Raw genomic sequence first — 23719 nt, forward strand, 5'->3', positions numbered from 1 at the left:
GAGGTCAAGGTCGGCACCCAGATCCTGGAGTCCCTGGGCCTGCGGGAGCGGGGTCTGGAGATCGTCTCCTGTCCGTCGTGCGGGCGTGCGCAGGTCGATGTGTACAAGCTGGCCGAGGAGGTCACGGCGGGGCTGACGGGTATGGAGGTTCCGCTGCGGGTGGCGGTCATGGGCTGTGTCGTCAACGGTCCGGGTGAGGCCCGTGAGGCGGATCTCGGTGTGGCCTCCGGCAACGGCAAGGGTCAGATCTTCGTCAAGGGCGAGGTCATCAAGACCGTGCCCGAGTCGAAGATCGTGGAGACCCTGATCGAGGAGGCCGTGAAGCTGGCCGAGCAGATGGAGAAGGACGGCGCCGGGGCCGGAGGACCGGCCGTCACCGTGAGCTGAACAGCACGGACGTGAGAGGGGGCCCGAGCGTGACGATTCTGGAGAGCATCCGGGGACCACGTGACCTGAAGGCGCTGTCCGAGGCGGACTTGAGTCGACTGGCCGAGGAGATCAGGGAGTTCCTGATCCACGCGGTCGCCAGGACGGGTGGTCACCTGGGGCCCAATCTGGGGGTGGTGGAACTCTCCATCGCGCTCCACCGGGCCTTCGAGTCACCGGTGGACCGCATCCTGTGGGACACCGGCCACCAGAGCTACGTACACAAACTTCTGACCGGCCGTCAGGACTTTTCCAAACTGCGCGGGAAGGGCGGGCTGTCCGGCTACCCGTCGCGCGAGGAGTCCGAGCACGACATCATCGAGAACAGCCATGCCTCCACCGCGCTCGGCTGGGCCGACGGGCTCGCCAAGGCCCGCCAGGTCCAGGGGGAGAAGGGCCATGTCGTCGCGGTCATCGGGGACGGCGCGCTCACCGGCGGCATGGCCTGGGAGGCGCTCAACAACATCGCCGCCGCCAAGGACCGCCCGCTGATCATCGTCGTCAACGACAACGAGCGCTCGTACGCGCCCACCATCGGCGGTCTCGCCAACCACCTCGCCGCCCTGCGCACGACCGACGGCTACGAGAAGGTGCTGGCCTGGGGCAAGGACGTGCTCCAGCGCACGCCCGTCGTCGGCAACACCGTCTACGAGGCCCTGCACGGCGCGAAGAAGGGCTTCAAGGACGCGTTCGCCCCCCAGGGGCTGTTCGAGGACCTGGGCCTGAAGTACGTGGGACCCATCGACGGACACGACATCCGGGCCGTCGAGGCGGCGCTGCGCCGTGCGAAACGCTTCCATGGACCGGTGGTGATCCACTGCCTGACCGAGAAGGGACGCGGCTACGAGCCCGCGCTCGCCCACGAGGAAGACCGCTTCCACAGCGTCGGTGTGATGGACCCGCTGACCTGCGCGCCCCTGAAGCCTCCCGCCGGCCCCTCGTGGACGTCGGTGTTCGGCGACGAGATCGCGCGCATCGGCGAGGAGCGCGAGGACGTCGTGGCCATCACGGCGGCCATGCTGCACCCGGTGGGCCTCGCCAAGTTCGCGGAGCGTTTCCCCGACCGGGTGTGGGACGTCGGCATAGCCGAGCAGCACGCGGCGGTGTCCGCGGCCGGGCTCGCGACCGGCGGGCTGCACCCCGTCGTCGCCGTCTACGCGACCTTCCTCAACCGCGCCTTCGACCAGCTGCTCATGGATGTCGCCCTGCACCGCTGCGGCGTCACCTTCGTCCTCGACCGGGCCGGGGTCACGGGCGTCGACGGACCGTCGCACAACGGCATGTGGGACATGTCGGTCCTCCAGGTCGTGCCGGGCCTGAGGATCGCCGCACCGCGCGACGCCGACCAGCTGCGGGCGCAGCTGCGGGAGGCGGTAGCGGTCGACGACGCGCCGACCCTGATCCGCTTCCCGAAGGAGTCGGCGGGCCCGGCGATCCCGGCGGTGGACCGGGTGGGCGGCGTGGACGTGCTGCACCGCGCCGAGCGGCCCGAGGTGCTGCTGGTCGCCGTCGGAGTCATGGCGCCCGTCTGCCTTCAGACCGCCGAGCTGCTCGAGGCCCGCGGCATCGGCTGCACGGTCGTCGACCCGCGCTGGGTCAAGCCCGTCGACCCGTCCGTGCCGGACCTGGCCGCCGACCACCGGCTGGTCGCGGTCGTCGAGGACAACAGCCGCTCCGCCGGTGTGGGATCCGCCGTCGCGCTGGCGCTCGGCGACGCCGACGTCGACGTACCCGTGAGGCGGTTCGGGATCCCGGAGCAGTTCCTCGCGCACGCCAAGCGCGGCGAGGTGCTCGCCGACATCGGCCTCACGCCCGTCGAGATCGCGGGGCGGATCAGCGCCTGCCTGGCCGTCAAGGATGAGCTGTCCAAGGAGAAACAGCAATGACCACGCCTTCCGGCAACGGGGAGTTCGACCTCGGCGCGCTCCTGGCCGAGCGCGGGGCCGAGCGCTACGAGCTGCACGCGAGGTACCTCAACCACCAGCTCCCGCGCATGCTGCACACCATCGGCTTCGACAAGGTCTACGAGCGGGCCGAGGGCGCCCATTTCTGGGACGCGGACGGCAACGACTACCTGGACATGCTCGCCGGCTTCGGGGTGATGGGCCTGGGCCGCCACCACCCCGTGGTGCGCAAGGCGCTGCACGACGTCCTGGACGCGCAGCTCGCCGACCTCACCCGCTTCGACTGCCAGCCTCTGCCCGGGCTGCTGGCGGAGAAGCTGCTCGCGCACAGCCCCCACCTGGACCGGGTGTTCTTCGGCAACAGCGGGACGGAGGCGGTGGAGACCGCGCTGAAGTTCGCCCGGTACGCCACCGGCAGGCCGCGGATCCTGTACTGCACCCACGCCTTCCACGGGCTGACCACCGGGTCCCTGTCCGTGAACGGCGAATCCGGCTTCCGTGACGGCTTCGCCCCCCTGCTGCCCGACACGGCCGTCCCGCTCGGCGACCTCGACGCCCTGGCCCGGGAGCTGGCCAAGGGGGACGTGGCGGCCCTCATCGTCGAGCCGATCCAGGGCAAGGGCGTCCACGAGTCCCCGCCCGGCTACCTGCGCGCCGCCCAGGAACTGCTGCACCGGCACAAGGCGCTGCTGATCGCCGACGAGGTGCAGACCGGACTCGGCCGGACCGGGGACTTCTACGCCTACCAGCACGAGGACGGCGTCGAACCGGACCTGGTGTGCGTGGCGAAGGCGCTCTCCGGCGGCTACGTGCCGGTCGGCGCCACCCTCGGCAAGGAGTGGATCTTCAAGAAGGTCTACTCGTCCATGGACCGGGTGCTCGTGCACTCGGCGAGCTTCGGGTCCAACGCCCAGGCGATGGCGGCCGGGCTCGCCGTCCTCTCCGTCATGGAGAACGAGCAGATCGTCGCCAACGTCCGGGCCGTCGGAGAGCAGCTGAAGTCCCGGCTCACCGCGCTCGTGGACAAGTACGAGCTGCTCAGCGACGTACGCGGCCGGGGTCTGATGATCGGCATCGAGTTCGGCCGGCCCAGCTCCCTCAGGCTGCGCGGACGGTGGACCATGCTCCAGGCCGCCCGCAAGGGCCTGTTCGCGCAGATGGTCGTCGTGCCGCTGCTGCAACGGCACCGGGTCCTCACCCAGGTCTCCGGTGACCACCTGGAGGTGATCAAGCTGATTCCGCCGCTGATCATCGGCGAGCAGGAGGTCGACCGGTTCGTGGATGCCTTCACCGCGGTGATGGACGACGCGCACGGCGGCGGGCTGATGTGGGACTTCGGAAAGACCCTGATCAAGCAGGCGGTGGCGAACCGCTGACCCGGCCGGGAAGGTTTTGCCTCTCAGGCAAGGAATTTGCCCCTGGGGCAAAGCTCCGGCTGAATGGAGGGCATGAGCTCTCCCGACACCGAGCCCGGGCCGGCCGAGGACCTGCCTGTCGTGGCACCACAGCTGCGTGCGCTGCGCCGCCGAGCCTCCCTCACCCTGGAGGCGGCGGCCCGCGCCGCCGGGCTGTCGCCCGCGCACCTGTCCCGGCTGGAGACCGGACAGCGCCAGCCCTCGCTGCCGATGCTGCTCGCACTGGCCCGTATCTACGGTACGACCGTCTCCGAATTGCTGGGCGAGACCGTCGCCGACCGGGACGCCGTCGTACGCGCCCCCGCCATGGAGCCGACCCGGGCGGGCGGCTGGACGTACTGGCAGGCCGGCGCGCCCGGACGCGCGATGCAGGCCCTCCGTGTCCACGTCCCGTACGGCACCCAGGGCGACATCGTGCGCGTCCACCCCGGCGAGGAGTGGCTGTATGTCCTCAAGGGACGCCTGCGCCTGCGCCTCGGTGACACCGCCCAGGTGCTCGCGCCGGGGGACAGCGCCCACTTCGACTCGCTGACCCCGCACCGCCTGGCGGCCGCCGACCAAGGCGGGACCGAGCTGCTCTTCGTCCACACCCTGCTGCAGAGCCCGGCCTCCGCGCTCTGCCTCGGCCCTCACCCAGGAGAAACGCCATGAGCGACATGGAAGAGAAGTTCCCCCGCGCCCTGTGGGTGCGTCTGATCATCTACATCGCGGTCGGCCATCTCTTCGCCGCCTTCATCTACCTGCTGTTCCAGGTGGGCGCGAAGTAGGACCGGGCCGGCGCCGCCCGGTCCGGCGGCCGGGCCGCTCAGTCCAGCAGCCGCCCGCGCAGCCGCTCCCGCACCTGCGGAGTCACACCGAGCCCCCGCTCCAGATAGGCGTCCACGCCGCCCCAGGTCTCCTCCACGGTCTCGAGCGCCGCCGCCAGGTACTCGACCCGCGCGTCGAACAGGGGGCTGAGCAGCTCCATCACCTCGGGCGAGTACGCGTCGGGCGACGAGCCGTTGCGATACACCTTGTACCGGCGGTGCTTGGCGTTGGACTCCAGATAGTCCGCGACGATCGCCTCCCGCTCCACCCCGAGGGCGAGGAGCGTCACCGCGATCGACAGGCCCGCGCGGTCCTTGCCCGCGGCACAGTGCATCAGCGCGGGCACGCTGTCCTCGGCCAGAGCGTGCAGCACCTGGGAGTGCTCGGCCGTGCGCTCCCGGACGATCGTGCGGTACGAGGCGATCATGCGGTTCGCGGCCTTGCCGTCGGAGAGCAGCCCGCGCAACTGCTCCAGGTCGCCGTTGCGGACCATCTTCCAGAACTCGGCCCCGTCCGCCGGGTCGGTCAGCGGAAGGTTGACGTTCCGCACACCCGGCAGTTCGACGTCCGGCCCCTCCAGCTTCTTGTCGGCCGCGTTGCGGAAGTCGAAGACCGTGTGCAGGCCGAGGGAGGAGAGGAACGCCGCGTCCTTTTCCGTCGCATGCGCGAGGTGGCCGCTGCGGAACAGCACGCCGTTCCGTACGCGCCGCCCGTCCACGGTCGGCAGGCCGCCCACGTCGCGGAAGTTGCGCACTCCGGTCAGCTCGGGCTCGGTAGACGGGACCTGCTGCGTCACGGGGGCTCCTCCCATCCGTCCGTCGACGCTGCTCGCCGACGGGCCGCGCTTCGACGATACGACATCGGTTCATCAGGCAATCACCAGGCGACCACCACGGATGGGATCCGACGGCTGCCGGGCCGGAACCCGCGCGAAGCCGTTGCCCGTGAGCCCTCTCAGGGCCGATGATGTTGAGGCCTGATCGCACCTGTTCGGATCTGTGGGGGGTCGCATGTTGGAGATCGGCGCTGACGGTCGTACCTGGCTGCTGTCGGGGCCCGGGAGCAGCTACGCGTTGCGGCTCACCGATGGCGACGAGCTGCTCCATCTGCACTGGGGCCCCCGCATCGCCCTCGCCGACGCGGAGGCCCTCGCCGCACTGCCCGCACCCCGGTACTGGCCCTTCGAGTCCCCGCTGGACGGCCGCGAGGAGTACCCGGTCGAGGGCGGCCCCCGGTTCGTACGTCCCGCCCTGTCCGTCCGCACCGAAGAGCGCCGCGGCACCGAGTGGGCGTTCGACGCCTACGAGGCCCACGGCGAGGAACTGCGGTTGCGGTTCACCGACGCCGGACTGCTGATCACCCTCCACTACCGGATGCGCGGCGATGTCGTCGAGCGCTGGGTGACTCTCGCCAACGACGGCCCCGCCCCGGTGGAACTCCTGCGCGCCGACTCGGCCACCTGGACCCTGCCCGAGCGTGAGGGCTGGCGGCTGTCGCAGCTGCACGGCCGCTGGGCGGCCGAGTCCCGGCTCGTACGGTCCCACCTCGCCTACGGCGACAAGGTCATCGGCAGTCGGCGCGGCCACACCGGGCACCAGCACCTTCCGTGGGTCGCGCTCGACACGGACGCCACCGAGGAGCACGGCGAGGTCTACGGCTGCGCGCTGGCCTGGTCGGGCAGCTGGCGGATCGCCGTCGCCCAGCTTCCCGACGCCCGGGTGCAGATCACCGGCGGAGCCGGATACGACGACTCGGGCCTGCTGCGCCTGGCCGAGGGGGAGACGTACACCACCCCCGTCTTCGCCGGACTGTGGAGCGACGGCGGTTTCGGCGGCGCGAGCCGCGCCTGGCACGGGTACCAGCGCGAGCATGTCATCCCGGATGCCGACCAGGACCGGCCCGTGCTCTACAACTCCTGGGAGGCGACCGGCTTCGGCATCTCCGAGGAGCAGCAGCGGGCGCTGGCGCGGCGGGCCGCGGCGATGGGCGTCGAGCTGTTCGTGGTCGACGACGGCTGGTTCGGAGCGCGCACCAGCGACCGGGCCGGGCTCGGCGACTGGGCCCCCAACCCCGACCGCTTCCCGGGCGGACTGAAGCCCCTCGCCGACGATGTGCACGCCCTGGGAATGCAGTTCGGCATCTGGGTCGAGCCCGAAATGGTCAACGCGGACAGCGATCTCTACCGCGCCCACCCCGACTGGATCCAGTATCAAGCCGGGCGACAGCGGACGGAGTTCCGCAATCAGCTCGTACTCAACGTGGCGCGCCCGGACGTCCAGGAATACCTGTGGGAGCAGCTGGACGGGCTGCTCTCCAGCGCCCCGATCGACTATGTGAAGTGGGACTTCAACCGCTGCTTCACCGACGCGGGCTGGCCCGGCGAGGCGTATCCGCAGCGGTTGTGGGTCGATCATGTGCGCGCTCTCTACGGCCTGTTGGACCGGCTGCGGGCCGCGCACCCCCAGGTCGCCTTCGAGTCCTGCTCGGGCGGCGGGGGACGCGTCGACCTCGGCATCATGAGTCGTACGGACCAGGTGTGGGCCTCCGACAACACCGACCCGCTCGACCGGCTCGCCATCCAGCACGGCTTCAGCCAGATCCACCCGGCCCGGGTCATGGCCGCCTGGGTCACCGACAGCCCCAACACCCAGCTCAACGGCCGGGTCAGCTCACTGCGCTTCCGGTTCGTGAGCGCCATGGCCGGGGTGCTCGGTGTCGGCGGCGACCTGACGGAGTGGACGGAAGGGGAACTGGCCGAGGCCCGGGACTGGGTGGGTCTCTACAAAGAGATCCGCCCCGTTGTGCAGCGGGGCGACCTCTACCGGCTGCGGCCGCCGGAGGGAGGCCTCAGTGCGGTCCAGTACGTCCTGGGTGACGAGACCGTCGTCCTCGCCCTGCTCCAGGCGCAGCACTACGGCGAGCCGGTCCCGCCGCTGCGGCTGCGCGGCCTCGACCCCGCGGCGACGTACGAATGCCGCGAAACGGGCGAACTGCATCGCGGTGCCGTACTGGCGCACCACGGTCTGCGGCCGGAACTGCACGGCGACTTCGACGCGACGCTCATCCGGCTGCGCCGCCTCTGAGTTCTCCGGGGCGTGTAAGGCCGCCCAACACCCCCGCTCAGGTGCTTATTCCGGATCGGCCCGAATGCGTCGAGTGGTCTATCTCACCGTCCGTCAACCCTTGCCTACGGTCGCGTAGCTCACATCCGAAGGTGAATCATGATCCGACGTGGCAGACGATTCGAAGAATGACAACAGATCAGTGATCGGGTCGTACGTGGCGGTGGGGGACAGCTTCACCGAGGGCGTGGGCGACCCCGGCCCCGACGGACAGTTCGTGGGGTGGGCGGACCGGTTCGCGGTGCTCCTCGCCGACCGGTGTCCCGAGGGCGACTTCCGGTACACGAACCTCGCCGTACGCGGCAAACTGCTCGACCAGATCATCGCGGACCAGGTCCCCAAGGCCCTTGAACTGGCCCCGGACCTGGTCTCCTTCTGTGCCGGCGGCAACGACATCATCCGGCCCGGCACCGACCCCGACGAGGTCGCAGAGCGCTTCGAGCGCGCCGTCGCCCACCTCACCTCCGCCGTCGGCACGGTCATGGTCACCACCGGCTTCGACACCCGTGGCGTGCCCGTGCTCAGGCATCTGCGCGGCAAGATCGCCACGTACAACGGGCATGTACGGGCCATCGCCGACCGGTACGGTTGCCCGGTGCTGGACCTGTGGTCCCTGAAGACCATCCAGGACCGGCGCGCCTGGGACGGCGACCGACTCCACCTCTCACCCGAGGGGCACACCCGGGTCGCCCTGCGGGCGGGCCAGGTGCTCGGCGTCGAGGTGCCGGCCGATCCGGATCAGCCGTGGCCACCGCTGCCGCCGCGCGGCACGTTCGAGGTACGGCGCGACGACATCCACTGGGCGCGCGAGCACCTGGTCCCGTGGATCGGGCGCCGACTGCGCGGTGAGTCCTCCGGGGATCGTGTGGTGGCGAAGGGTGCCCTGTCGCCGGACGACATCAAGGTGCGGATCGCGCAGGCCGTCTGAAGCGATCGTCCGGCGGACCGCGTGGGCGGGACGGTCGGATGTGGGTCCCGTGGGTGGTCTGAGCCGGGTCGCGTGGGCGGTCTGAGCCGGGTCGCCTGGGTGGTCTGAGCCGGGTCGCGTGGGCGGTCTGAGCCGGGTCGTGCGGGTGGTCGGATGCGGGTCGCGCGGCGGTCCGAGCCGGGTCGCGCGGGCGGCGGGACGACCGGCTCGCGCGATGGTCCGATTCGGATCGCCGCTTCGGCTGCGGCCCGGGCCCCGAGCCCGGGCCGCGGGCGTGAGCTCCGGCCTTCGCGAAGGGCGCACGTCGGCCCCGGCCTCCCCGCGAGGCGCGGGCGATGCGGGTCGATCAGCTCCTAGTCGTCAACTCCGCGCGCTCCACGCCCAGTTCGCGGGCGAGCGCTTCGTCCACCCACTCCTGGGCGCGTGTGCGTGAGACCGTGCCCTCGTAGGCCGTCATCTGCACGGCCAGCCCGTCGAGCAGCGCGGTCAGCCGCAGTGCCGCGGCCGCCGGGTCGGGGCAGTGAAACTCGCCCGCAGCCACCCCCTCCGCCACGACCTCGGTGATCGCGGCCTTCCACTGCCGGTCGAGGTCCCGCGTGACCTCCCGCAGCGCGGGTTCGCGCAGCGCCGCCGCCCAGCCCTCGATCCACAGCCGCCAGCCCTTGGCCTGACCGGTCGGCGCGTACCAACGCACCGCCGCCCGGAGCCGGCGCAGCGCAGAGGAGCGCCGGCCCAGCAGCTTGCGCAGATGGGCGAGATCGTCCTCGGCGGCGTATGCGAAGGCCTCCGCGACCAGCTTCTCCTTGGTCGAGAAGTGATACAGCACCAGCGCGTTGCTCACCCCGAGAGCCGAGGCCACATCGGCGATCCGCACCGCCGCCACGCCCCGCGCCTCGATCTGCCCGACGGCGGCCCGGAGCAGCTCCTCGCGCCGCTGGGCCACGCTCAACCGCACCCTCGTCACGCGGCAACACTACGTCACCGGTAGCACCCGAACCGCTCCGCGATGACCGGCAGCCGTTCCGCCACCAGCGCGTGCGCGGCCGCCCGCGGACTCGTCCCGTCGGCCTCCGCGCGGTCGAGCATCCGGCCGACCAGGGCCCGCATCGCGCGCCGCGTGTACGTGAACGCCTCGTCGGCATCCGCACCTATGTCGCCGAACAGCGTCCACCACCACCAGGCGTTGGTCCCGGAGTTGACCACCACGTCCGGCAGTACGCTCACCCCGCGCGCCGCGAGCAGCTCCTCCGCCTCGGGTACCACGGGCATGTTGGCCGCCTCCACGATCCACCGGGCACCGATGGCCTCCTGGTTGACCGGGTCGACCGCGTACGACACCGCCGCCGGCACGAGCACCTCCGCCTCCGCCGACAGCCAGGCCTCGCCCGGCAGTTCCCGGTCGACGGGACGCAACGCCGCGCGGTCCACCGTTCCGTACGCGTCGCGTGCGGCGAGCAGCGCCTCCACATCCAGTCCGTCCGGGTTGGCGATCGTGCCCTTGACGTCGGCGACGGCGACGACCGTGAGCCCCGCGCGTGCCAGGAAGCGTGCCGTGGCCCCGCCCATGGTGCCGAGCCCCTGCACGGCGACACGGCATCCCGCGTACGGGACGCCGGCCCGGTCCAGGGCGGTGAGGACGGACTCGGCGACTCCACACCCGCCGACCAGCTCGTCCAGGCCGATCCCGTCCACCTCGACCGCGAACGCGTCCGCGAGCCGCCGGCGCGCCTCCGCCTCGTCGTCGAGCAGCGGATACACCGCCTGCACCGACGACACGAGCCCCGCCTCGGCGGCCGCCCGGTCCACCAGGTCCTGGGTGAGCCCCAAGTCCTCGCCGGTGGTCCAGACGCTCTCGATGTACGGCTTCATGGCGCGCAGATAGCGCACGAGGACGTCGTACGCCTCCGGGGCCCGGGGATCGCAGTCGATGCCGCCCTTGGCGCCGCCGAGCGGGACATACCGGCCCTCGGGGTTGTAGTGCAGCGCCTCCTTCATGGTCATGCCCCGGGCCAGCCCGGCGACCTCGTCCAGCGTGCAGCCCGGCCGCATCCGCAGACCACCGCTCGCGACCCCCCGTACAAGCCGGTCGACGACGAGGTACCCGCGCCGACCGGTGACGTGGTCGGTCCAGACGAGCGTCATGAGGGGAGCGTCCCTATCACTGTTCACACGCAGACTCTACTGAACCACTGTTCAGTTGCATGCGGCGGTCCCGGGGGAGGTCCGGGGCGTACGCGGGCGGTGGCACGCCGCTCCCGCCAGGCGGAAGAGGGACGCGCGGCGCGGAAGAGGGACGCGCGGCGCGGAAGAGGGACGCGCGGCGCGGAAGAGGGACGTGCAGCGCGGAAGAAGAACGCGCGGCGCGAGGTTGGGTGCTACGGGCGTGGAGCACCTCGAGGCGGATGTGACATCCGCGCCCGCGCATCGCGCCGGAAGCCGGGTACCTCGCGCTGTGCCCCGGCCGACCCGGCACTGTCAGAGGGCCCACCCATAATGGAAAGCCTCACCGACTCCACTGGAGGTCCCGTGACCGGTTCCGGTTCCCTGAGCTCTGGGCTCCGCGCGCTGCGGCCCGCCGCCTTCGGCGCGGATCCGAGCGGGGAGCGCCTGGCGCGTATCCGCAAATCGCCGCATTTCGCGGACGGCGTCTTCGTGAACCCGGAAGGCACCCGGATCCGCCCGTCCGGGAACTCCACGCTGGAGCTGGCGAAGGTTTTCCTCCGCAAGGACTCCCGGGCACGCCGCGTCCCGACCGGCACGGTCCCCGTGTACCCGACGACGTACGCCGACCTGGCGAAGCCCCCGGCGAGCGGCCTGCGGCTGACCTGGATGGGGCACTCCAGTGTGCTCGCCGAGATCGACGGGCACCGGGTGCTCTTCGACCCGGTGTGGGGCGAGCGCTGCTCCCCCTTCGACTTCGCCGGCCCGAGGCGCCTGCACCCGGTGCCCCTGCCGCTGGCCGCGCTCGGCCCGGTCGACGTCGTCGTCATCTCCCACGACCACTACGACCACCTCGACCTGCCCACCATCAAGGCCCTGGCCGGTACGGACACCGTCTTCGCGATACCCCTCGGCGTCGGCGCCCACCTCGAGCACTGGGGCGTGTCCGCGGACCGGCTGCGCGAGCTGGACTGGCACGAGTCGACCAAGGTCGGCGGCATCACCCTGACCGCCACGCCGGCCCGTCACTTCTGCGGTCGCGGCCTGCGCAACGCCCAGCACACGCTGTGGGCGTCGTGGTCCGTGGCAGGCGACCTGCACCGGATCTACCACAGCGGTGACACCGGCTACTTCGACGGCTTCAAGGACATCGGTGCCGCGCACGGCCCCTTCGACGCCACGATGATCCAGATCGGCGCCTATTCCGAGTTCTGGCCCAGGAACCACACGGATTCGACGCCGCTGCCGGGCCCGTGGCCGGACATCCACATGAACCCCTCGCAAGGGGTCCAGAGCCACCTTGACCTGCAGGGAGGCAAGCCGCACGGGGTGCTGCTGCCGATCCACTGGGGGACGTTCAACCTGGCCTTCCATGCGTGGGCTGAGCCGGGGGAGTGGATCCAGGACGCCGCAGAGGAGGCCGGGCAGACCGTAGCCTTCCCCAGGCCCGGCGAGCCCTTCGAGCCCGCTGGCCACCTTCCCACGGACCCCTGGTGGCGCGCGGTGTCCCGGCCCATCGCCCACCCGTGGCGTCGGCCCCAGCTGGTGCAGGCTCCTGCCGAGGCCCGAGTGGACGATCTTGACCTTGCGGGTGATCGGTGACGGCGAGTGAGGACGACCTCAGCAGGATCGTGCGCCTGCTGGATCGTCTCCCGCCTCAAGAGCGCGACCGTGTGGTGCGCGCGTTCGACGGGGCGCCCCGCCAGGAGTGTTCGGCGGGCGCCTAGCAGTTCAGGCCCTCGCCGACCCCGAAGGGGCCGTTCCGGGTTGTCATCCGCACACATATCGTGGGTTGCCGAGCTGTGCCTATGCATCGGAGTCCCGTAGACGGCCGATCGCGAGGGCAATTCCCGTCGGGCGGTGCACCCGCTCTCCGGCCGGGGGCGTCCGGCCGTCGGGAGCCTCGACGTTGACGGCCGACCGGTGCCGCTCCGCCGCCTAGCACTCGCTGCGCAGCGGGCTACGCGGTCTCAGGGAGACGAGGTCTGGCTGCGCGCGGGAGCCGGTGTCACCGGGCAGTTCCTCCCCGAGCGAGAGATCGAAGAGACGTGCGAGAAGCTTCGAAGCGTGGCTCCCCATCCCAGGTATGCCGACGGCTGACGCCTCTCGCCTGCGCCACGAGCGGGCCCGGACCACTGGGTGGTCCGGGCCCGTCCGTACGAATGACGTCAGGTCGCGCGCCGGGGCTTTAACGCGTTTGTAGGCGGAAATGATTACGCCCGAACGGTGGGCGGAGTGACGGTCGACCGGTGCCGAGGGGGAGGATCTGTCGTGGGTGAGCCCCTGTGTCTGCGGCCACGACTCGAACCCCCGCTCACCTCGCTGCTGGATGCCGGACCATTCCTCCACTCGCTTGTCGATGCGCTCGGCTCCCCGCTCAACGTGCTGCTGCCGGAACGGACAGCCGAGAACGCACGACGGTTCCATGACGTCTACCGCGCACACCACCTGTCCGGACGGGTGTACTTCGCGCACAAGGCGAACCAGTCCAGTTCCCTGGTGCGGCGATTGGCGGCGGAGGACCCGGCTGCCGTCGGTGTCGACGTCGCCTCACTCGGGGAGCTGCGCCACGCCCTGGGCTGCGGATTCACACCGGACCGGATCATGGCCACCGGCCCCAAGGACCCGGATTTCCTGTGGCTGGCGGCTCGCCTCGGGGTGACGGTGAACCTGGACTCGCGCCGCGAGCTCGAGCAACTGGCCGAGCTGGTGCGGAAGTACGCCCTTCCCCGGGTCGATGTCCTGCTGCGGCTCTCCGGGTTCGAGTCGGCGGGAGGCCCGGACGAGTCCGGTGTGCGGGTGCTCTCACGGCGCAGCCGCTTCGGCTCGCCGGCGGGCGAGGTGGGGGAACTGCTGTCGGCGGTCGAACGGCACTGTGACGCGGTGGAGTTGACCGGCATCGCGTACCACCTGGACACCACCGGCCTCGCGGAGAAGGTCCGTGCGCTGGAACGCTGTGTGATGGTCATGGACGAGTGCCGTGCCAGGGGCCTGGCGCCGCGCGTCGTCGACATCGGCGGCGGCTTCGGAGTCGGTTACGTCGCCGACGCGGCAGAATGGGACCGCTACACCACCGCGCTGACCGAGGCCGTGCTCGGCACCCGTCCGGCCCTGACCTGGCGCGGGCACGGCTACGGGCTGCGCAACGAGGGCGGCACGGTGCGCGGGACCGCGGCCCTGTACCCGGCGTACCGCCCCACCGCCGGGCCCGACTACCTCGCCGAGTTGCTCTCACTGCCCGCGCCCTCCCTGGGCCGCCCGCCCGCCACCCTGCTCCTTGAGCACATGTACGACCTGTGCGCCGAACCGGGCCGCGCTCTCGTCGACCAGTGCGGACTCTCGCTGGCGAGGGTCCTCGACGTACGGCGAACGGGGGAGGGGACCGGGGAGTATCTGGTGCGGCTGGGCATGAACGCCGGGGACATGAGCCTGGAGGAACACGGCGTACTCGTCGACCCCGTCCTGCTCCCGCGCACTGGGGCGGCAGGGGAGAGCGGTGAGGGCCCGGTGGGGGTATATCTCGTCGGCAATCTCTGCCTGGAGGCGGATCTGATCACACGCCGCATGGTCTTCCTTCCCCGGCGCCCGCACCCCGGTGATCTGTTGGCCTTCGCCAACACCGCGGGCTACGCGATGGACTTCCACGCCCACCACGCACAGCGGCAGCCGCTCGCCCGCACGGTCGCGGTCGTGGACGAGGGGGGCTCCTGGCGCTGGTGCCTGGACGACGAGTACTGGCCGATCCCACACTCCGGGGGAGCGTTGGCATGAGGTACGACAGCATCACGGAGGCCATCGGCAACACGCCGCTGGTCCGCATCGACCCGGCCGTGCACGGCCTGCGCCACATCGACCTGTACGCGAAGCTGGAGATGCTCAACCCCTTCGGCTCGGTCAAGGACCGGCCCGCCTGGAACATGACGCGCCCGCTTCTCGAGGCCGCCGCCGACGGCGGGGAGACGGTCGTGGAACTCTCCAGCGGCAACACGGCCAAGGCACTCGCCCTCCTGGCCGGGATGCACGGGCTGCACTTCAAGAGCGTGACCAACCGGATGCGGGTGCCGGAGATCAAGGAGCTGCTCCTGCTGCTGGGCGCCGAGATCGAGGAGCTGCCCGGGCAGAGCGAGTGCCTGGACCCCACCGACACGGACGATCCACTGACCCGCTTCCACCAGGCGCTCGCCGAGCCGGGAAGCACGTATCTGCACACCGACCAGTACTTCAACCCGCGCAACACCGAGGCACACGCGTCCGGCACCGGCCCGGAGATCGTCAAGGACCTGGACGGGCGGGCACCGGACTGGTTCATCGCCTGCGTGGGCACGGCGGGTTCGTCGACCGGCGTGGCCAGGGTGCTGCGCGAACACGACCCAGAGGTACGGGTCCTTGGCCTGGTCGCCCACAAGTCGGACTTCATCCCCGGCATCCGCACCATCGACGAGGTACACCAGGTGGGCCTGTTCGACCCGGCGACCTACGACACCATCGAGTCGGTTACGTCGCAGGAGGCCATCGACGGAATGCTCACCCTCGTCCGCCGCTGCGGACTGCTCTCCGGACCCACGGGCGGTGCCGCCTACCAAGGTGCGATACGTCATCTGCGAGCGGTGGACGCGGCGTTGCCCGAGTCGGAGCGACGCCGGACAGCGGTCTTCATCGTCTGCGACCGTGCTGAGAGCTACTTGAGCTACGTACGACAACGCAGGCCCGAGCTTCTGGGCACACCCCGCCGAGGGCACTCCGCCGCGGCCCTCACCGAGGCCGAGGTTCGAGCCGAGGCCCGGATCATCGACACCGACGCCGCCCGGCGGTGGATCGCCGACGGAGAGCCGCGCCCGCTCGTCGTCGACCTGCGGGGCCCGCACGCGTACGCCGCGCTGCACATCGAGGGTTCGGTCAACATCGTCGACGAGCTCTTCGAGGAACTCGTGCGCGACGGGCTGCCCTTCAGCAAGCGGAAGCCCGTGCTGCTGGCCTGCCCGGTCGGTGAGAAGTCCGCCCGGTTTGCCGCGCTGCTGACCCGGATGGGCCATCCCGACGTGCGCAGCCTGGCGGGCGGCATCATCGCCTGGCGGGACGCGGGCGCGCCGCTGGTACGGGAATGAGCGCCGTGCATCCCCGCCACGGGGAAGAGCAGGCCGACGCGGCCTGGCAGCGCGAGGTGCGGGAGCAGTTCCCCATCATCACCGCTCACCCCGACCTGGCGTACCTCGACAGCGCGGCCACCGCACAGAAGCCCCGGGCGGTACTGGAAGCGGTTCAGTCATACCTGACGACGTCGAACGCCAACGCGGGGCGAGGTACCTACCCGTGGGCCAACCGGACCACGGAGTTGGTGGAGCGCACCCGCCGGCGGGTCAAGGAGTTCCTCGAAGACCCGGATCCGCAGCGGTCCGCCGTCCACTTCACCAGCGGCACCAGCGAGGGACTGCGCACCATCGCCCGGGACTGGCTCACCTCGTTTCTCTCCGACGGCGACGAGATCCTGGTCCCCTTCGCCGACCACCGGGCCAATCTGGACCCCTGGCTGGAAGCCCAGAGGCTGCTGGCCGACCGGGGAATCGACGTACGCGTGCGGGGGCTGCCGTACCAGGCCGAGTCGGGAGACTACGACCACCGGGTGATGGGCCAGGTCGTCGGCCCCCGTACCCGTTTCGTCGCCGCCACGCACCTCCACCACGTGTACGGCGGCGACATGAACGTGCACCGCATCCGAGAGGTTGTCGGCCCCGAGGTACCGATCTGTCTGGACGCCGCCCAGAGCGTCGGCCATCTGCCGGTCTCCGTCGCCGAGGCGGCGCTCGATGTGGACTTCGTGGTCTTCTCGGGACACAAGGCGCTGGCGCTGCCCGGTACGGGGGCGGTCTGGGCGCGCAACGCACGCGGGCCGGCCTTCGAGCCCGGCGGCTGGCAGGGCACCCCCAACACGGTGGGCATCGCCTCGCTGGAGGCGGCACTCGACTGGCTGGAGACGGCGGACATCGAGCGGATCGCGCGATGGACGGTCACCCTCGCGACCCGGCTGACCGACGGACTCCGGCACCTCGCCTCCTACGAGATCCTGGGCTGCCAGTCCAGCCTGGCCGCCGACTCCGCGCTGCCCGTCCGGCAACGGCGCCACGGCATCGTCACCTTCCGCCATCGCGGCATTCCATCCGACGACCTGGGCTTCATCCTGTTCAGCGAGGGTTTCATGGTTCGGGCCGACAGCCTCTGCCAGGCCGGCGCCGAGGAGAAGAAGGACGGCTCGGTGCGGGTCAGCCTCCACGTCTACAACACCGTGGACGAAGTCGACCGTCTGCTGGCGGTCCTGGCGTCACTCGATTGAGTTCCAAATAGAATCGAAAACCGTTTCCACCTGTAGATTCGACGGTGACCGCGACAGGTGAGAGACGGAAGGGGTGCGCGACCAGATGGGCGTGAGCATGGCGACGGCCAAAATGTGGGTGGAGCGCTGGGAACGGCAACAGCAGCGTTACGCCGTCGACCGTGAGGAGCGGTTCACCGTGATCGCCGATGTGGTCGAGCACGTGACCGCCGACTGCGGGCGGCCGCTCCTGCTCGACCTGGGCTGCGGGCCGGGCTCGCTGGCGGCGCGGCTCGCCGGACGCTTGCCGGGAGCGGAGATCGTCGCCGTCGACATGGACCCGGTCCTCCTGGAACTCGGCCGCACCCACTACGCGGACGCCGCCCGCTACGTCGACGCCGTCATCGGCGACGACGACTGGACCGACGCACTCGGCCTGGACCGCCCTCTCGACGCGGCCGTCTCGACAACAGCCCTGCACTACCTGGCCGAGCCGGCCCTCCTGCACACATATCGCCGCCTCGCCGGGCTTCTCGGGCCCGGCGGCGCCCTCATCAACGGCGACCACTTCCCCGAGAGCGGCTCGCCCAACTCGGAGATCACCGCGCATGTGGGTCGCCGAAGGGCTGAGCGATCACGCGCGCACACGCACGAGGACTGGCAGTCCTGGTGGGCCGAGGCGGCCCAGGACCCGGAACTCACCGACCTGTTCGCCCAGCGAGAGCAGCGTCGGGCCGCCCAGGAACGTGGCAGCGGCGGCCACCACCTGACCGCGGCCCGGCATGCCGAACTTCTGCGGAAGGCGGGCTTTCACCATGTCACGTCGGTCTGGCAGTTCGGCGACAGTCGAGTCCTCGTGGCGGTCAAGGACTGATCCGCACGGCCTGCGCGTCCCGAGCCGATGGGGACGACTCCCGGGCTGGGGTGCGGACGGCTGTCAGAGGGCGAGGCTCATCAGGATCTCGTCGCGGTCGTCACCGGGGGCCACCCGCAGCGCCCCCGGCCATCGGCCGACCTCCACCCAGCCCAGCTTGCGGTAGAAGTCCTCGAGCCCCAGGCCGGAGCGCGCGGCGAGCGCCAGCCGTTCCACGCCCATCTCGTCGCGGGCGACGACAGGGACGCGGCGCATCAGCGCGGCACCGATCCCCAGGCCACGGAACCTGGTGTGCGTCTGCACGTGGTTGACCACGCCGCAGTGCGCGACGAGCGGGTGCGGATCACGGCGAAGGAGCAGCCACCCCGCCAGCACGCCCTCCACGGTGGCCACGAGCAGCCTGCTCCGTTGCGGATCGAGTGTGTGGACGATCTGGTCGAGCACCGGCCCTACCTCCCGCGGACTCACCGGCGGCAATGAGAACCCGTGCGGGATGACCGCCCCGCCGGCATTGCTCACCGTCACCCAGCAGTCGACCAACTCTCGCCTCAGGTCGCAGGTCAGCTCATGGGGCCGGGTGATCTGTGTGAACTCAGGTGCCCTCGCCGCCTTGTGTGCTGCCATGACGATCAGCCTGCCAGACGGTCCCCGTCCGCGGGCTGGGCCATCGGGTGTTCGTTGCCTCTTCGGCGAGAGGCAGGTCATCCTGTGTTGGCCCACTGCCAACTGACCGGCGCCCAGCCGGGGTTCGGCAAGCGCATCTCCCCTTCGCACCGGCGCACCTCCCGCCGCTTCAGCCCATCATGGTCCGGCTATCGCCGGCTCGGGGAACTTCGGGCACTGAGCGGGTGGAGGCGGCTGGAGGTGTGCCCGTCGAGGGGTACGCGTCCGCGGTCGTCGCCGTTCGTCCGCGCGAGGGCCGCGTGCCGGTCCGACCGCAGGCTCAGCGGGGGGCGCGGATGCCGAGCCGCAGGTGCTCGACGTGGTGGACGGCCTGGTCCAGGAGCTGGGCGACGTGGTCGTCGTAGAGGCGGTAGACGACGCGCCGGCCGTCGCGCCGTCCGGTGACCAGGCCCAGCGCCCGCAGCAAGCGCAGCTGGTGGGAGACGGCGGACTGTTCCATGCCGATCACGGCGGCGAGTTCGGTCACGGAGAGGCCCGAGGCGTCCGCCTGCCGCAAGGCGCTGAGAATCAGCAGCCGGGAGGGCGCGGCCAGGGCCTGGAGCGTGGTGGCCACGGATGCCGCCGTGCCCTCGTCCAGGCGGGCGGCCGCCGCGACGCCGCCCGCCTCCACCACTCGCACCGGATCACCGGCGTGCACGGTTCCGGGCCTCACGGGGCGGACGGACGAACTGCAGCTCCAGCGTGGCCGGAGGTGCCACCACTCCCGGCCCGCCCGCGGCCGCCCAGCGCAGTACGTCCTCCGTGCAGTCGTCGTCCATGGCGAAGCCGATCCAGGTGGCTCTGCCCCCGGCCCGCCGGCCGGCCGCGGAGGGCTGCACAACGATGACATTGGCCTGGTCGCAGGGCCCGAGGCAGTCCGTCGTACGGACGGCGAAGCCGTTTTCGGCCGCTGCGGCGCGCAGCCGCTCCAGCTGCCAGGCGTGGTCGCTGCCGGGGTGCTTGCGGGCGTTGCCGCAGCAGCAGCCCCGGCAGACGACCAGCGTGCAGGGCCTGCCCCGAGCGGCGCCGATCGTCACCGTGCGGGGTGTCCCCGGCGTACGGGGGCTCACAGGGCGGTCCTGGAGGATACGCCGTACGCCCGGACCCGGCCGTCCCGGTGAGCGGCGATCAGCAGACGCAGGCCGGCCCAGGCGAGCGCCGCCACGGCCGCGCCGACGCCCTCCAACGTGCGCGCCGGTGACAGCCGCGCCTGGGGCGGCCAGGCCGTGGCGTGCCACAGCGCCACGGTTCCGTCGTGGCCTCCGCTGGCCAGATGACCCGCACCCCCGGGACGCCACGCCAGCGCGGTGACCGTCTCGTGACAGCGCAGGGAACGCGGCGCGGTGCCCGCCGGTCGGCAGTCGGCGCACAGGCCGGTCAGTTCGACGGTGTGCTCTACCGAATGCGGTGTCAGGCGCGGCGGACAGGCTGAAGCGCGTGGCCGACGCCTTGCGGACGGAAGCCGGCGCCGGTGTCGCACCCGGCGCCGGCTTCGAGCCGTCAGGGTGTGGTTCTCAGGAGGGCCGAGCGCCACAGAAGGGACACTTGGCGACGTTCGCCTTCATCAGCAGGGTGGGCAGCGGGCTGTCGAGGATCTCGTCGCGGGGCAGGGTGAGGCCGAAGTGTCGTTCGATGACGCCCAGACATGTGCGGTGCACCGCGCGGCGGTCGTCCCCGTGCCTGTCGGGGTCGTCGAGGGGCAGTCCCGCGGCCGTGAGTTCCGCTTCGAGCGCGGACACGACGTCCGCGTCGCCGTCGACTCTGCCAGGTCCCCATGAGCCGTCGAGGTGGAGGTTGAACGTGCACATGGTGCGGCCGTCGTGCTCGTAGGAGAAGTACGGGGGGACGGGCTTGCCGTTCTCTTCCTCGTACCACAGGCGGTAGACGTGGGCGCCGCCTCGCGAGACGGGCGGCTCCGGGCCGAACTCCCCGTACCAGAAACCGTGCTGGACGACATAGGACCACTCGTCGATCTCTCCGTAGCGGAGGGCTATGGCGTCGTGGGTGTCCCCGAACAGGCCGCTCATCACGTCATCGGCCTGCCATCCGGTGAGGCTCCCGAGAAACCGCGGCAGCTGCTTGTTCCGGCCGTACCGGCCGGCGGCGACACGCGCTGCCAGTTCCTCTCCGGCGAGGTCCAGGGCGATGACGACGCTGTATCCGCCCCAGTCGATCGACTTGGGTTCGGCGAGCCAGGTGATTCCGTCGGTCATGCGGATCACCCCATCAGGTGCACGCCCCGTCCGCTGTGGCGTAAGCCACAGTCCTCACCCTGCGCGGTCTGCTCCCCGCCGCCCTGCGAGCCATCGGCCGCAAGGCCGACGCGATCGACTCAGCGGCCTCAGCCCGGTGTTCCGGCCAGGTGCTCGAGCGCCTGGGACGGTACGTCGCCGCCGGCGCCCGGCGCATCGTCGCCCGCCTCGCCGCTGTGGACCTGCGCTCCCAGCGCGACCAGCTCGAACGGCTCGCGAACCTTCTCCCCGCCGTACACGCGGCAGCGGATCGCGCCTCCGCCTCGCAAGGCTGCTGAGCCCTGCCCGGCCGCCCCCGGGTGATGACCACGGGTCAGCCCCTTCAGGCCGGGCTGTTGCGCAGCTCCGCCAGGGCCGACGCGGTCAGCGGGCGAGGGGCGTGGTCCGGGTCGACGAGCAGCACGGTGCAGTCGGCGGCGTGGGTGAGGGCGGTGGTGAAGCTGCCGTCGGCGAACTGGGCGAGCGGTCCGCGCGGCGAGCGTCCCACGGCGACCGTCGATGCGTGGATCTCGGCGGCGTGCCGGGCGAGGGCTCGGCCGGCCGCGGCGTGGTCGCCGACGGAGGCCAGTATCTGGCCCGTGGCGGATATGCCCTGTGCGGCGAGCCGGTCGAGATGAGCGGTGACGGCGGTGCGGGCCTGGTCGAAGTCCTCGGTGTCGACGGCCTGTTCCTCGACGACGGCGGTTTGCAGAACGTGGACGACCTCCAAGGGGCCGCCGGTGCCGAGGGCGAGCCGTGCCGCCGTGTCGACGGTCACGGCGGCCCTGTCGTGGTCCCCGACGGCGACCACGACAGGAGACGCGTCGGCCGTGACCGGGATGCCGACGGGGGTCAGGGTGGGGGTGACAGGCCGTCCTTCACCGGTGTGCTGTTCGGCCCGGCGGAGCAGACGGTGGCCGCCGGCCAGCACGGGGATGGCCAGGAGGAACGTGGCGGCGCCCAGGTAGAAGGGGACGCTCAGGTCGGTGGCGTCGGCCAGCTTGCCGGCGACATACGGGGCCAGGCCGCCACCGATGAAGCGCAGGAAGCCGTAGGCGGAGGAGGCCACGGGGCGCTCGACGGGGGAGACCAGCATGACGGCCTGGGTGGTCAGGGTGTTGTTGATGCCGATGAAGGCGCCGCTGACGATGACCGCCACGACGACCACCGCCGGGGTGCTCACTCCGGCGGCGATGACGGCCATCACGATGCCAAGGCCCAGCAGGTTGGCGTACAGCACCGGAGCGGTGCCGTAACGGGCTTGCAGGCGCGGGGCGAAGAAGACGCTGAACGCGGCCACGAGCAGGCCCCAGCCCGTGAACACCAGACCCAGCTGATGGGCACTCAGCTTCATGGGGTAGGGGGCGTAGCCGAGCATCGTGAAGAAGCCCCAGTTGTACAGCAGGGCCATGATGCCCATGGTCAGCAGGCCACGGTGGCGCAGTGCCTTGAGCGGGGCGATCGGCGAGGTGGGGCGCTCCGGCTTGGGCGGGGCGGGGACGAAGGCGAGAGTAGCGACCAGGGCGATGGCCATCAGCACGGCGACGCCGAAGAACGGCCCGCGCCAGCTGATGGCCCCCAACTCCCCGCCCAGCAGCGGCCCCACGGCTATGCCGAGTCCGAGCGCGGACTCGTAGAGGATGATCGCGCCGCCGAAGCCGCCGCTGGCGGAGGCCACGATGACGGCCAGGGAGGTGGCGATGAACAGGGCGTTCCCCAGGCCCCATCCCGCGCGGAAACCGACGATCCCGTTGATGGATCCGGAGGTGCCTGCGAGGGCGGAGAAGACGACGATGACCGCGAGCCCGGCGACGAGGGTGCGTTTGGCGCCGATGCGGCTCGAGACCCAGCCGACGATCAGCATCGCCACCGCGGTGACGATGAGATAGCTGCTGAACAGCAGGGAGACCTGGCTGGGCGAGGCGTGCAGGCTCTCGGCCAGGGCGGGCAGGATCGGGTCCACCAGGCCGATGCCCATGAACGAGATGACACAGGCGAAGGCGACTGCCCAGACGGCCTTGGGCTGCTTGAAGGGGCTCGTGGCTCCTCCGTGCGGAGCGCTCATGCGCGCTTTTCCTCCCGAGTGAGGTGTGACAGGGGTGGTGGGGGGCGTGACGAGGAGTCAGTCGCGACGGGGGCGGTCAGGAGCGCCTTTGGCGGTCCTGGATCGCGCGGGCGAGGGCCGGCAGTGCCACCTTCACCGCGCGCTGTTCCGGCTCGGTCAGCTCCCCGATCAGCTGCTCCAGGGCGTCTGCGCGCTCGGCGCGCCGCTGCCGGAAGACGGTCAGCCCGGTCTCGGTGACCTCCACCAGGACGCCCCGTCCGTCGGTGCTGTCGGTTATCCGCCGTACCAGGCCCGCGCGTTCCATGCGCGTGACGAGCTGGGTCATGTTGGGCTGGGACACGCCCTCGGCCCGGGCCAGGTCGGTCAGCCGGTACGGACCTTCCCGCCCCAGGCGGGCCAGGGCGGACGAGGCGGCGGTGCTCAGGCCGCCGGTGGTGGCGCTGTGACGGACGTAGCGGACCATCCGCTCCACGGCGATGATCAGGGCTTCGGACGAGACCTCGGGCGAGACATCGGACGGAACCTGCGGAACCTCGGGCGAGGCCTCCTGTGAGGCCTCCGACGAGGCCTCGGGCCGAGCAGAGTCCATAACTCGCTTATGCATAAGCGCATTATGCATCTGGATGTAGGGCGAATCAATAGGTCTGGGGCGTGCTGGAGGGTCCCTGGGGCTCGCTGGCCCCTCCTTTGCTTACGACCGCTTGTGACCGGCTCTGATCGCCTCCAGAGCGGTTGCGAGCGAATCTCTGGCGCGGTTATCGGCCTGTCGTACGAGGCCTCATACCAGGGCGGGAAGCTCTGCGGAGGACTTATCAAC

General features: G+C 71.1%; 23 protein-coding genes and 2 pseudogenes. 14 read left to right on the forward strand and 11 right to left on the reverse strand.

Going from position 1 to position 23719, the window contains the following annotated elements:
• From ABZ823_RS20060 to ABZ823_RS20080, 5 genes are all read left to right on the forward strand, one after another.
• On the forward strand, positions 1–387 hold a 387-nt coding region (locus tag ABZ823_RS20060), incomplete at its 5' end, for a flavodoxin-dependent (E)-4-hydroxy-3-methylbut-2-enyl-diphosphate synthase (RefSeq protein WP_361661772.1).
• A gap of 29 nt (positions 388–416) precedes the next feature.
• Complete coding sequence (gene dxs, locus ABZ823_RS20065) at positions 417–2312, forward strand: 1-deoxy-D-xylulose-5-phosphate synthase (protein WP_361661775.1); 1896 nt, start codon at positions 417–419, stop codon at positions 2310–2312.
• Positions 2309–3706, forward strand: a complete 1398-nt coding sequence (locus tag ABZ823_RS20070) for an aspartate aminotransferase family protein (protein ID WP_361661779.1) — start codon at positions 2309–2311, stop codon at positions 3704–3706. The genes dxs and ABZ823_RS20070 overlap by 4 nt, the downstream gene beginning before the upstream one ends.
• A gap of 72 nt (positions 3707–3778) precedes the next feature.
• Positions 3779–4396 carry an XRE family transcriptional regulator gene (locus ABZ823_RS20075; protein ID WP_361661782.1) on the forward strand — a complete coding sequence of 206 codons (618 nt, stop codon included), beginning with the start codon at positions 3779–3781 and terminating at the stop codon, positions 4394–4396.
• On the forward strand, positions 4393–4512 hold the full coding sequence (locus tag ABZ823_RS20080; protein WP_361661786.1) for a DUF6126 family protein: 120 nt from the start codon (positions 4393–4395) through the stop codon (positions 4510–4512). Before ABZ823_RS20075 ends, ABZ823_RS20080 begins: the two co-directional genes overlap by 4 nt.
• 38 nt (positions 4513–4550) lie before the next feature.
• Here ABZ823_RS20080 and ABZ823_RS20085 read toward each other — a convergent pair whose 3' ends face one another.
• Positions 4551–5348, reverse strand: coding sequence for a tyrosine-protein phosphatase (locus ABZ823_RS20085; RefSeq protein WP_361661789.1), 798 nt, complete (start codon positions 5346–5348; stop codon positions 4551–4553).
• Between the two features lie 214 nt (positions 5349–5562).
• Here ABZ823_RS20085 and ABZ823_RS20090 point away from each other — a divergent pair, with 214 nt between their 5' ends.
• On the forward strand, positions 5563–7635 hold the full coding sequence (locus tag ABZ823_RS20090; protein ID WP_361661792.1) for an alpha-galactosidase: 2073 nt from the start codon (positions 5563–5565) through the stop codon (positions 7633–7635).
• A 181-nt stretch (positions 7636–7816) separates the two neighbouring features.
• The gene (locus ABZ823_RS20095) at positions 7817–8602 is read left to right on the forward strand and encodes an SGNH/GDSL hydrolase family protein (protein WP_361662198.1); all 786 of its coding nucleotides are present in this window, start codon (positions 7817–7819) and stop codon (positions 8600–8602) included.
• 346 nt (positions 8603–8948) lie between these two features.
• Here the strand turns inward: ABZ823_RS20095 and ABZ823_RS20100 are convergent, their stop codons facing one another.
• Complete coding sequence (locus ABZ823_RS20100) at positions 8949–9566, reverse strand: TetR family transcriptional regulator C-terminal domain-containing protein (protein WP_361661795.1); 618 nt, start codon at positions 9564–9566, stop codon at positions 8949–8951.
• Between the two features lie 14 nt (positions 9567–9580).
• A complete protein-coding gene (locus ABZ823_RS20105) occupies positions 9581–10744 on the reverse strand; it encodes a Glu/Leu/Phe/Val dehydrogenase dimerization domain-containing protein (protein ID WP_361661798.1) in 1164 nt (387 codons plus the stop codon).
• Between the two features lie 384 nt (positions 10745–11128).
• Between ABZ823_RS20105 and ABZ823_RS20110 the strand changes: the two genes are divergently transcribed.
• The 5 genes from ABZ823_RS20110 to ABZ823_RS20130 all read left to right on the forward strand — a co-directional run bounded on the left by ABZ823_RS20110 (position 11129) and on the right by ABZ823_RS20130 (position 17943).
• On the forward strand, positions 11129–12364 hold the full coding sequence (locus ABZ823_RS20110; RefSeq protein WP_361661801.1) for an MBL fold metallo-hydrolase: 1236 nt from the start codon (positions 11129–11131) through the stop codon (positions 12362–12364).
• A gap of 669 nt (positions 12365–13033) precedes the next feature.
• Positions 13034–14533 (forward strand): Y4yA family PLP-dependent enzyme, encoded by a 1500-nt coding sequence (locus ABZ823_RS20115; protein WP_361661804.1) that lies wholly within the window; start codon positions 13034–13036, stop codon positions 14531–14533.
• Complete coding sequence (locus tag ABZ823_RS20120; protein ID WP_361661806.1) at positions 14530–15867, forward strand: pyridoxal-phosphate dependent enzyme; 1338 nt, start codon at positions 14530–14532, stop codon at positions 15865–15867. Before ABZ823_RS20115 ends, ABZ823_RS20120 begins: the two co-directional genes overlap by 4 nt.
• Entirely contained in the window at positions 15864–17090 is a 1227-nt protein-coding gene (locus ABZ823_RS20125; protein WP_361661808.1) for an aminotransferase class V-fold PLP-dependent enzyme, read from the forward strand. The genes ABZ823_RS20120 and ABZ823_RS20125 overlap by 4 nt, the downstream gene beginning before the upstream one ends.
• 85 nt (positions 17091–17175) lie before the next feature.
• Positions 17176–17943, forward strand: coding sequence for a class I SAM-dependent methyltransferase (locus ABZ823_RS20130; protein WP_361661811.1), 768 nt, complete (start codon positions 17176–17178; stop codon positions 17941–17943).
• Between the two features lie 63 nt (positions 17944–18006).
• Here ABZ823_RS20130 and ABZ823_RS20135 read toward each other — a convergent pair whose 3' ends face one another.
• The gene (locus tag ABZ823_RS20135) at positions 18007–18567 is read right to left on the reverse strand and encodes a GNAT family N-acetyltransferase (protein WP_361661814.1); all 561 of its coding nucleotides are present in this window, start codon (positions 18565–18567) and stop codon (positions 18007–18009) included.
• 84 nt (positions 18568–18651) lie between these two features.
• Here ABZ823_RS20135 and ABZ823_RS20140 point away from each other — a divergent pair.
• Positions 18652–18747 (forward strand): annotated as a pseudogene (locus ABZ823_RS20140) (L28 family ribosomal protein); the annotation flags it as partial.
• A gap of 139 nt (positions 18748–18886) precedes the next feature.
• Here ABZ823_RS20140 and ABZ823_RS20145 read toward each other — a convergent pair.
• The 5 genes and pseudogenes from ABZ823_RS20145 to ABZ823_RS20165 all read right to left on the reverse strand — a co-directional run bounded on the left by ABZ823_RS20145 (position 18887) and on the right by ABZ823_RS20165 (position 20819).
• Entirely contained in the window at positions 18887–19246 is a 360-nt protein-coding gene (locus ABZ823_RS20145; protein WP_361662201.1) for a metalloregulator ArsR/SmtB family transcription factor, read from the reverse strand.
• Between the two features lie 4 nt (positions 19247–19250).
• On the reverse strand, positions 19251–19643 hold the full coding sequence (locus ABZ823_RS20150; RefSeq protein WP_361662204.1) for a (2Fe-2S) ferredoxin domain-containing protein: 393 nt from the start codon (positions 19641–19643) through the stop codon (positions 19251–19253).
• 29 nt (positions 19644–19672) lie between these two features.
• Positions 19673–19852 (reverse strand): hypothetical protein, encoded by a 180-nt coding sequence (locus tag ABZ823_RS20155; protein ID WP_361662229.1) that lies wholly within the window; start codon positions 19850–19852, stop codon positions 19673–19675.
• Positions 19853–20140 (reverse strand): annotated as a pseudogene (locus ABZ823_RS20160) (hypothetical protein); the annotation flags it as partial.
• The gene (locus ABZ823_RS20165; RefSeq protein WP_361661817.1) at positions 20121–20819 is read right to left on the reverse strand and encodes a hypothetical protein; all 699 of its coding nucleotides are present in this window, start codon (positions 20817–20819) and stop codon (positions 20121–20123) included. The gene ABZ823_RS20165 and the pseudogene ABZ823_RS20160, both read right to left, overlap by 20 nt.
• Before the next feature lie 149 nt (positions 20820–20968).
• Here ABZ823_RS20165 and ABZ823_RS20170 point away from each other — a divergent pair, with 149 nt between their 5' ends.
• Positions 20969–21136 carry a hypothetical protein gene (locus tag ABZ823_RS20170; protein WP_361661820.1) on the forward strand — a complete coding sequence of 56 codons (168 nt, stop codon included), beginning with the start codon at positions 20969–20971 and terminating at the stop codon, positions 21134–21136.
• A 44-nt stretch (positions 21137–21180) separates the two neighbouring features.
• On the opposite strand, the gene ABZ823_RS20175 is transcribed toward ABZ823_RS20170, so the two are convergent.
• Together ABZ823_RS20175 and ABZ823_RS20180 are read right to left on the reverse strand one after the other, a co-directional pair.
• On the reverse strand, positions 21181–22902 hold the full coding sequence (locus ABZ823_RS20175) for an MFS transporter (RefSeq protein ID WP_361661823.1): 1722 nt from the start codon (positions 22900–22902) through the stop codon (positions 21181–21183).
• A 76-nt stretch (positions 22903–22978) separates the two neighbouring features.
• Positions 22979–23365, reverse strand: a complete 387-nt coding sequence (locus tag ABZ823_RS20180; RefSeq protein ID WP_361662207.1) for a MarR family transcriptional regulator — start codon at positions 23363–23365, stop codon at positions 22979–22981.
• Positions 23366–23719: the final 354 nt, after the last annotated feature.

The organism is Streptomyces sp. NPDC047079, assembly GCF_040643755.1.
Lineage (GTDB): Bacteria > Actinomycetota > Actinomycetes > Streptomycetales > Streptomycetaceae > Streptomyces.